Here is a 10,151-nt window from a genome sequence, read left to right on the forward strand (position 1 = left end):
AGTGCGTTAAATAAAAAAATATGTTAGGATAATATCCAATAGCAAAAACAGTGGACAAAAAACATCTCCTTAGGGAGGATTGATCAAATGAACGGACAGCGATATCGATGGAAAAACAAACAAATCAGAGAACATGTATCCGTGCTGAATGGAGAAAAATCACCTACACTCCTTTTGAAAAATGCACGCTATCTGCATTCTGTACTCAAGAAATGGCTGACGGGGAACATTTGGGTGTATGAGGACCGAATTGTCTATGTCGGGGAGAATTTACCGGAATCAACGAACGAATGCGAAATCGTCGATTGTGCCGGCAGTACCTTAGTGCCCGGTTATATTGAACCTCATGTCCATCCATTTCAATTATATAATCCCCAAAGTTTTACCCGGTATGCATCCCAAACAGGAACGACGACCTTTATAAATGACAATCTCATGCTTGTTTTATTGGGAGGAGAATTGAAAGCGTTTTCTTTGTTGGATGAGTTGAAAAAATTGCCGGTGACAATGTATTGGTGGTGCCGGTTCGATTCCCAGACAGAACTTCTCGATGAAGAAACCGTCTTTTCTAATGGAGAAGTGAAAGCATGGATTGAGCGAGATGACGTTGTGCAGGGCGGTGAACTCACTGCTTGGCCGCGGCTTCTTGCTGGAGACGATTTGATGCTTCACTGGATCCAGGAAATGAAAAAGCTCAACAAGAAAATTGAAGGGCACTTCCCTGGGGCATCTGAGAAAACATTGGCGAAAATGACTTTGCTTGGTGCAGACTGCGACCACGAAGCCATGAATGGAAAAGAAGTGTTGTCCCGTTTGATGCAGGGGATGATGGTTTCCTTGAGGCATTCATCCATCAGGCCGGATCTTCCGGTTCTTTTAAAAGAAATGAGAGAGATGGGCATCGATCAATATGAATCCATGATGTTCAACACGGATGGATCCACTCCGGGCTTTTATGAAGATGGTGTTTTGGACAATACGATCAAGATGGCGATTGAGTCCGGGATTCCGCCTGTTGACGCCTACCAGATGGCATCCTTTAACGTGGCGAAATATTACCATTTTGAACATCTGCATGGAATGATCGCAGCAGGCAGGATAGCCAACATTAATTTTCTGGATGACGAATTCAATCCGCTTCCGCATTCCATTTTATCCAAAGGGACATGGATCAAAAAAGATGGCCGCGAAGTGATGCGGGATGATGTAAACATCAAATGGGAAGATCACGGACTTTCCCCGATGAAAATGGATTGGGACTTAGAAATGGAAGATCTTCAATTTTCCATGCCGTTCGGAATCGAAATGATCAATGATGTCATCACCAAGCCCTATTCAGTCACATTGGATGCATCCACAGAAAAACTCCCGATGGATCATGATGAGAGCTTCCTCATGCTGCTGGACCGAAATGGAAAGTGGAGAATCAACACATTGGTCAAAGGGTTTGCCAATCGAGTGAGCGGCTTTGCCTCATCCTTCTCCAATACGGGGGACATTTTGTTAATCGGCAAAAATAAAAAAGACATGATGCTGGCATTTGACCGAATGAAAGAACTCGGAGGAGCCATTGTGTTGGCAGAAGATGGCGGGATTGTACAGGAGATTCCTCTGAAGCTGGCGGGCACAATGTCAGACAAACGAATGGAAGAATTAATAGAAGAAGAAAAAGGGCTGAAAAGGGAGTTGAAAGAGAGAGGCTACCGATTTGGGGACCCGGTTTATTCATTGCTTTTCTTTTCTTCCACCCATCTTCCCTATTTACGGATCACACAAAAAGGCATGTATGATGTCATGAAGAAAACAGTATTGTTTCCAACGATAATGCGTTAAAATAGTAAATGGTTAAAGGATTTCCGGACTTGATGTCGAATGTGAAAGGAAAAGGGGTATAGGGGGAAAAAGAGAAATGTGGAAAAAAGTGTTGTATTTGGCGGCTGCCGCTGCCATTTCTCTTTCCGGCTGCAGCAGTAAATCAGAGCCTACAACAAGTAAAAAAACGCAGACGGTCGATCAAAATAAAGAGAACCAAAGCGATCATGGAAAGAGTGAAGAGAAAGAAGAATATGCGTATCATTTTCCTTTGACGGGGATCGGGACAAATGAAGAGCCTGGAAAACGTGCTGTGGCAGTGATGATCAATAATTTCCCTGCTGCACGTCCTCAATCAGGACTTCAAAAAGCGGATGTAACCTATGAACTTCTCGCTGAAGGGGATATTACAAGATTCCTATCCATCTTCCAAAGCGAACTCCCGGAGAAAGTCGGTCCTGTCAGAAGTGCAAGGGATTACTTCATTGAACTGGCCAAGGGATATGACAGTCTGTATATCGCCCACGGCTACAGCCCAGAGGCGTTGAAAATGCTCAAGTCAGGATATATCGATAATATCAATGGAATTCAGTATGACGGAACACTGTTCAAGCGGGCAAGCTTCAGGAAAGCTCCGCATAATTCTTACATTACATTTGCCAATATTGAAAAGGGTGCCGACAAGCTTGGCTATGACATGAATCAGCTTCCTGACCCGCTGCCATTCATGACCGGGAAGGAAGCAGATAAGCTGACTGGCGACCCTGCAAAAGAGGTCATGATCACTTATTCTCACGGGAATGCCTTTCATGTCATGTATGAATATGATAAGGCAAAGAAGAAATATATGCGCTACTCAGATGGAGAGCTGACGGCCGATCTCGATACGAAAGAGCCGGTTCAGCTGGATAATATTTTTATTGTGGAAACGGACCATAAGGTAGTTGACAATAAGGGCCGCCGTGATATTAACTTAACTTCGGGAGGGAATGCTTATCTGCTTCAGAAAGGCATGGTCAAAAAGGTCCAATGGCAAAACGTTGATGGACGGATACTCCCATATGAAAACGGTGAACCACTAAAATTTGTTCAAGGAAAAACGTGGATCAATTTTGTCCCTGCCTCACCGGGAATGGACAATATGGTATCGTTTAAAAATGAATAGATTCAACTAAAGGAGACATAGATTATGCAAATCGAAAAACTAAGAGGCAAGGAACTGGATCAATTGTTCAATGCGGTTCTTTCTCTTAAAACTCTCGAAGAATGCTATCTGTTTTTTGATGATCTTGCTACCGTGAACGAAATTCAATCGCTGGCACAGCGGCTTGAAGTGGCAAGGATGCTGAGAGAAGGAAAGACCTACCATAAGATCGAAACGGAGACAGGCGCAAGCACGGCGACGATTTCCAGAGTGAAGCGCTGTCTGAACTACGGCAACGATGCCTACTTGATGGTATTGGACCGTTTGAAGGAAGAAGAAGAAACTGAAGAGTAATGGAATGCCGCGGCCATCCGCGGTTTTTTCTTTTTTATAGGAATTTATATAAATGTAAATTATGGATAACTTTAAATAAGTCTTATGCAGGTCGGGGCTGACCAAGCCGCTTGCGCTTTTGGTTTAAAAAGGGGACGGGGAAATTGTTTTTTGCTCCCTATGAGTAATGCTATAATGGTGAAATGGAATGTTGAATGGGAGGATTTGAGGATGTACGATGTTCGGGATTGGAGACATGCGTTTAAGCTGGATCCCAATAAAGAAATTACCGACGAAGCACTGGATTTGATTTGCGAATCCGGAACAGATGCTGTCATTATCGGTGGAACAGACGGCGTCACATTAGAGAATGTACTAGACCTGATGGCAAGGATCAGAAGGTATACGGTCCCTTGCATACTTGAGGTTTCAAATATCGAGTCGATCACACCAGGATTTGATCTGTATTTCATCCCAACGGTCTTGAACAGCAATGACGTAAAATGGGTGTCCGGCATCCACCACGAGGCTGTTAAAGAATACGGGGAATTGATGAACTGGGATGAAATCCTGGTGGAAGGATACTGCATCCTGAATAAAGACTGTAAAGCAGCGAAGACAACCGGGGCAAGCACGGAAATTTCAGCAGAAGATGTCGCTGCCTATGCCATGATGGCAGAAAAGATGTTTCATATGCCGATCTTTTATCTGGAATACAGCGGAGCATACGGAGATCCCTCGCTTGTGAAGCATGTTAAGGAATATTTAGAAGAAACCACACTCTTTTACGGAGGCGGAATCCAAACATCAGAGCAGGCGGAAGAGATGGGGCGTTTGGCAGATGTCGTCATTGTAGGCAATGCCATCTATGAGAATTTAGAAGAAGCATTAAAAACAGTGAAAGCTGTGAAAAAGAGTAAGTAAAATCATTGGAAATAGAGTATAATAAGAACAAATGTTCGAGGCGGTGAAGATGAATGCAATTTTTAACAGATAGAATTCTTCAAGGGTTGAATCCACAACAGCTTGAAGCAGTCAAGGCTACAGACGGTCCGTTATTGATCATGGCCGGAGCGGGAAGCGGAAAGACACGGGTGCTGACCCAGCGTATTGCATACTTAATGGTGGAAAAAGGGGTCAATCCCTACAATATTTTAGCCATTACCTTTACGAATAAAGCAGCCCGTGAAATGAGGGAGCGGATCGGTAAAGTGATGGGCGGTGCCGCAGAAGAAGTGTGGATCTCCACATTCCACTCCATGTGCGTGAGAATCCTGCGCAGGGATATAGATAGAATCGGCTTTAACCGCAATTTTACGATCCTTGACTCTACGGATCAGCTATCAGTCATTAAATCCATTCTAAAAGACAAGAACATCGATCCGAAGAAGTTCGACCCGCGCACCATCTTAGGGAGCATCAGTTCAGCTAAAAATGAACTGATCACACCAGAGGAATTCTCCAAGCAGGCCGGAAGCTATTATGAGAATATCGTCCATGATGTATACGAGGAATATCAAAAGAGGCTGCGGAAGAACCAAGCCTTGGATTTTGATGACCTGATCATGATGACCATCCAGCTCTTCCAGCGGGTGCCGGAAGTACTCGAGTATTATCAGCGGAAATTCCAGTATATCCATGTCGATGAGTATCAGGATACGAACAGGGCTCAATACATGCTCGTCAAGCAGCTTGCAGCACGGTTCCAGAACCTTTGCGTCGTCGGGGATTCGGATCAATCCATTTATCGATGGAGGGGCGCGGATATTGCCAATATCCTTTCTTTTGAAAAGGACTACCCGCGTGCCAATGTCATCATGCTCGAGCAGAACTATCGTTCAACAAAGAAAATTCTGCTGGCGGCAAATGAAGTCATTAAAAACAACTCTAACCGCAAAGCGAAAAATCTTTGGACCGAAAATACCGATGGACAGAAAATCACGTACTACCGTGCAGACAGCGAGCAGGCAGAAGCTCAATTCGTTGCTGGTAAAATTCAGGAGCTTTCCAGGAAAGATAACCGCAAACTGTCTGATTTTGCGATTCTTTACAGGACCAATGCACAATCCCGTGTAATGGAGGAAGTCCTTTTAAAATCAAACATTGAATACTCCATCGTCGGAGGAATCAAGTTCTACGACCGCAAAGAAATCAAGGATATCCTTGCGTATCTGCGCTTGATTTCCAATCCGGATGACGATATCAGTCTGCAGAGGGTCATCAATGTACCAAAGCGCGGAGTGGGATCGACTTCTCTCGATAAAATCTCCCGTTTCGCACAAATAAATGGCATCTCTATGTTTCAGGCACTTCAAGAAATCGACCACATCGGGCTCAGTCCGAAAATCACAAAGGCAAGCGCCGAATTCAGGGATCTGATCAGAAACTATACAGCGATGCAGGAATATCTTTCTGTGACTGAACTGGTGGAAGAAGTCCTTGAGAAATCAGGCTACAGGGAAATGCTGAAAGTAGAGAAAACAATCGAAGCGCAAAGCCGTTTGGAAAACATCGACGAATTCCTATCTGTTACAAAGTCTTTCGAAGAAGGCAGTGAAGATAAAAGCCTCGTCGCTTTTCTGACCGACCTTGCCCTTGTTGCGGATATCGACCGTTTAGATGAAGATGATCAGGTAAAAGACTCTGTAGTGCTTATGACGCTCCACTCAGCAAAAGGCCTTGAGTTCCCGGTCGTTTTTCTGCTCGGTCTTGAAGAAGGAGTCTTCCCTCACAGCCGTTCATTGATGGAAGAAGAGGAAATGGAAGAAGAAAGACGCTTGGCGTATGTCGGGATAACCCGTGCAGAAGAGCAGCTTTTCATCACAAATGCACAGATGAGGACCTTATATGGACGGACAAGCATGAATCCTGTTTCCCGATTCATCGGAGAAATCCCTGAGGACCTCATGGAGGATATGGCAGCTGAAGCGAAGCAGCAGCAGCGCAAAGCATCTCCGTTCGGCAGCAGCGGATTTTCCGGAAGAACCCAAAACCGCATGCAGCCAAGAAAACCGGTTTCACGCCCTGTCCCTAATACAACGGGAGCAAATGCAGTGGGCTGGAATGTGGGAGACAAAGCGGAGCATAAAAAATGGGGAGTCGGTACAGTCGTCAGCGTAAAAGGCGAGGGAGAAGGCGTCGAACTCGATATCGCATTCCCAAGCCCGATCGGCGTCAAACGTCTGCTGGCTAAATTTGCCCCTGTTGAGAAAAAATAATTTATAAATAGTATATTTTTATTCCATTCAGACTGAATGCAGGCGTATTCCATCAGTCTGAGAGAGGGTGTAAGCATGGACCGTTCAACTGCTGAAAAGCGAGTGAAAGAACTTCATAATCTGTTGAATCAATATAATTATGAATATCACGTTCTGGACAAACCTTCCGTGCCTGATGCGGAGTATGATCGATTATTAAAAGAGCTATTGGAGACGGAAGAAGCATTCCCGGATTTGAAGACCCCGGACTCTCCTTCCCAGCGTGTTGGAGGGGCCGTGCTGGACTTTTTCCAAAAGGTCGAACATCGGAGTCCGATGCTCAGTCTTGGGAATGCCTTTAATGAAGAAGATCTTCGAGATTTTGACCGCAAAGTGAGACAGGCGGCAGGAGAAGATTTTTCCTATGTGTGTGAATTGAAAATTGACGGACTGGCTGTCTCGCTTCGCTATGAAGATGGTTTATTTGTTCAAGGTGCTACACGGGGCGACGGAACGATCGGCGAGGATATCACTGTCAACCTGAAAACGATAAAATCCATTCCCCTCAGACTGAACGAGCCTGTTTCGATTGAAGTCAGAGGAGAAGCGTTCATGCCGAAAAAATCCTTTGAAAAATTAAATGAAGCGAAGCGTGAAAACGGCGAAGAGCCATTTGCGAATCCGAGGAATGCAGCAGCCGGTTCATTAAGGCAGCTCGATCCGAGGATTGCCGCATCGCGTAATCTTGACATTTTCCTATACGGAATTGCGGATCCCGGTGAGACCGGTGTCGAGTCTCACAGCGAAGGACTGGACCTGCTTGAAAAACTGGGATTCAAGACCAACAAAGAGCGCAGGAAGTGCCCAACGATCGAGGAAGTGCTGGAGTTTGTCGATGGATGGGTGGAAAAGCGTCCATCTCTCCCATATGAGATTGACGGGATTGTCATCAAGGTCGATTCTCTTGATCAGCAGCAGGAATTGGGTACAACGGCGAAAAGCCCGCGCTGGGCGATAGCTTACAAATTCCCTGCTGAAGAAGTGGTGACCAAGCTTATTGATATTGAACTCAATGTGGGCAGAACAGGCGTCATCACTCCAACGGCCATCCTTGAACCGGTAAAAGTGGCCGGTACGACTGTCCAAAGGGCATCCCTTCACAATGAAGACCTCATCAGGGAAAAAGACATCAAGATCGGCGACTCTGTTGTCGTGAAAAAAGCAGGGGACATCATCCCGGAAGTCGTCAATGTCCTTGCTGAACAGCGGACTGGGGATGAAGTGGAGTTCGCCATGCCTACCCACTGTCCTGAATGCGAAAGCGAGCTTCTCCGTCTTGAAGGAGAAGTTGCGCTGCGATGCATCAACCCTAAATGCCCGGCTCAAATTCGGGAGGGCTTCATCCATTTTGTCTCCAGGAACGCCATGAACATTGACGGACTCGGAGAAAAAGTGGTTTCTCAGCTCTTTCATGAGAATTTAATTCACGATGTGGCCGACCTTTATAAATTGACCAAAGAAGACCTTCTTGGCATGGAGCGGATGGGGGAGAAGTCTGCTTCCAATCTTTTAAAAGCCATCGAAGATTCCAAAGCAAATTCCTTGGAAAAGCTGCTGTTTGGACTCGGCATCAGGCATGTTGGTGCAAAAGCCGCAAAGACATTGGCTCAAGCCTTTGATACAATGGATAAGTTGGCGGCTTCAACTATCGAGGAGCTGACATCCATCAATGAAATCGGCCAGAAAATGGCGGATGCAGTGGCTGCCTATTTTGATAACGATGAAGTTCAGGATCTGCTGAATGAATTGAAAGAAGCAGGGGTCAATATGGAATATAAGGGTCCGAAGCCTGTGGCAGCTGCTGAATCAGATTCCATTCTTGCAGGGAAGACAGTCGTATTGACTGGGAAGCTCGAAAAATTGACGAGAAACGAAGCGAAAGAAAAGATCGAATTGCTCGGCGGCAAGGTGACCGGCAGCGTCAGTAAGAAGACCGACCTGTTAATTGCCGGCGAGGATGCAGGTTCTAAGCTCGCCAAAGCGGAGGAGCTCGGAATCGAAGTGTGGGATGAGGAGAAAATGCTTCAAGAACTCAACCGATAAAATAAAGAGGTGGCAATTAAAGCATGAAAAAATGGTTGGCGGTAGCTTTAGCTGCTGTGTTGTTGTTGACAGGATGTGCACCGAAATTCGAAAAGAATAAAGAAGTAGTTCAGAAAACGGATGATAAAACGGAAAAAGCGTTCATTCCGAACTACCAGATCTCCAATAAATATTACCGCACCATTCTTCCTTTCAAGCCAAGCAAGACGAGGGGAATGGTCGTGGCCAATCTGAACTCAAGATATGATATCAAGGAATTTGAAACCGGACTTATGAGGATAGCCAAAAGCGAATACTCGCCGGAAAAATACCTCTTTCAGGAAGGGCAGATCCTTGATAAGAAAACAGTCAGTCTTTGGCTGAACCGCAAATATACGGCGAAGCAGCTAAAAGATGAAGGATTGGAAGCCTCCGATAATATCGGATTGAATCCTTTGGATGACGAAAAAGGCTCCATTGATGACCGGAATAAAAAGAATCCGATTTACTTGGCACACGTTCTTGAACAGGATTATTTAGTGAAGACAGATAAAGACACCGTTAAACTTGGCGGGGTCATGATTGGCCTTGCTCTGAATTCTGTCCATTATTATCAAAAAGAGAAATATGGCGCCACTTACGAACGCAAAATCCCTCATAAGGAACTTAAGGCAGAAGGCGAGAAAATCGCTGCTGAAGTAGCGAGAAGGCTTAGGGGGATGAGTGAACTCAAAGGCATCCCGGTCACTATCGCTTTATTTGAACAAGAAAGCAAGAGCTCAGTTGTACCAGGGAACTTCTTTGAGTATGCGACTGTTGATGCCAACAGCTCGTCTCTTAACGCCTGGGAGCCTATCAAGGAAAAGTATTACTTATTCCCTGACACGACCTCTGAGAAGGACCATCGCGATGACTGGACGTTCTTTATGAATTTCAAGCAGGATGTCGAAAAGTACTTCTCAAGCAACGGGGTCATCGGCCGCGGCTTCTACAAAGATGACCAGCTGACAGATCTTCGAATTGAGATTCCAATCCAATTCTACGGAGAGGCTGAAGCAATCGGCTTCACTCAATATGTTGCGGGATTACTCATGGACAACTTCCCGGACTACATTTCAATTGAAGTCAATATCACTTCCGTCAACGGTCCTGAGGCCTTGATTGAGAAGAAGCCAAAGGAAAAAGAACCATACGTTCATATTTATAAATAACTCCTGAGAGCCGAAGCACATTTTGTGTTTCGGTTTTTTATATTCCAAACCCAGTATTTTCAAGAAACTTACTATTCCCAAAGTTTGAAGTAGAAAAATGATTCGTGATAGAATAGTAGATGTTGTAAACGTTTTATTTTTAGGAGGCGAAATCATGATTCCATACAAACACGAACCATTTACTGATTTTTCAAATGAAGAGAATCAAAAAGCCTATGAAGCGGGCCTGAAAACAGTCGAGGGCTATCTTGGCCAGGACTATCCGCTTATCATCGGCGGAGAGCGCATCACGACAGACGACAAGATCGTCTCCATCAACCCGGCAAACAAAGAAGAATTGATTGGACGCGTGTCCAAAGCCAATAAAGATTT

At 45.1% G+C, this 10,151-nt stretch carries 7 protein-coding genes and 1 pseudogene; all 8 read left to right on the forward strand.

Going from position 1 to position 10,151, the window contains the following annotated elements; genetic code table 11:
- Window positions 1-87: 87 nt before the first annotated feature.
- The gene (locus DFR59_RS19400; RefSeq protein ID WP_114747321.1) at window positions 88-1,833 is read left to right on the forward strand and encodes an adenine deaminase C-terminal domain-containing protein; all 1,746 of its coding nucleotides are present in this window, start codon (window positions 88-90) and stop codon (window positions 1,831-1,833) included.
- Between the two features lie 76 nt (window positions 1,834-1,909).
- On the forward strand, window positions 1,910-2,977 hold the full coding sequence (locus tag DFR59_RS19405; RefSeq protein WP_114747322.1) for a DUF3048 domain-containing protein: 1,068 nt from the start codon (window positions 1,910-1,912) through the stop codon (window positions 2,975-2,977).
- A gap of 24 nt (window positions 2,978-3,001) precedes the next feature.
- Window positions 3,002-3,310, forward strand: a complete 309-nt coding sequence (locus tag DFR59_RS19410) for a YerC/YecD family TrpR-related protein (protein WP_114747323.1) — start codon at window positions 3,002-3,004, stop codon at window positions 3,308-3,310.
- Between the two features lie 210 nt (window positions 3,311-3,520).
- Entirely contained in the window at window positions 3,521-4,213 is a 693-nt protein-coding gene (gene pcrB / locus DFR59_RS19415) for a heptaprenylglyceryl phosphate synthase (protein WP_114747324.1), read from the forward strand.
- 53 nt (window positions 4,214-4,266) lie between these two features.
- Window positions 4,267-6,507, forward strand: a complete 2,241-nt coding sequence (pcrA, locus tag DFR59_RS19420) for a DNA helicase PcrA (RefSeq protein WP_114747325.1) — start codon at window positions 4,267-4,269, stop codon at window positions 6,505-6,507.
- A gap of 75 nt (window positions 6,508-6,582) precedes the next feature.
- Window positions 6,583-8,589 (forward strand): NAD-dependent DNA ligase LigA, encoded by a 2,007-nt coding sequence (gene ligA, locus DFR59_RS19425; RefSeq protein ID WP_114747326.1) that lies wholly within the window; start codon window positions 6,583-6,585, stop codon window positions 8,587-8,589.
- 23 nt (window positions 8,590-8,612) lie between these two features.
- Complete coding sequence (locus DFR59_RS19430; RefSeq protein ID WP_114747327.1) at window positions 8,613-9,779, forward strand: CamS family sex pheromone protein; 1,167 nt, start codon at window positions 8,613-8,615, stop codon at window positions 9,777-9,779.
- Between the two features lie 151 nt (window positions 9,780-9,930).
- Window positions 9,931-10,151, forward strand: a pseudogene (locus tag DFR59_RS19435) (L-glutamate gamma-semialdehyde dehydrogenase); the annotation flags it as partial.

Source organism: Falsibacillus pallidus (genome assembly GCF_003350505.1).
Classification (GTDB): domain Bacteria; phylum Bacillota; class Bacilli; order Bacillales; family DSM-25281; genus Falsibacillus; species Falsibacillus pallidus.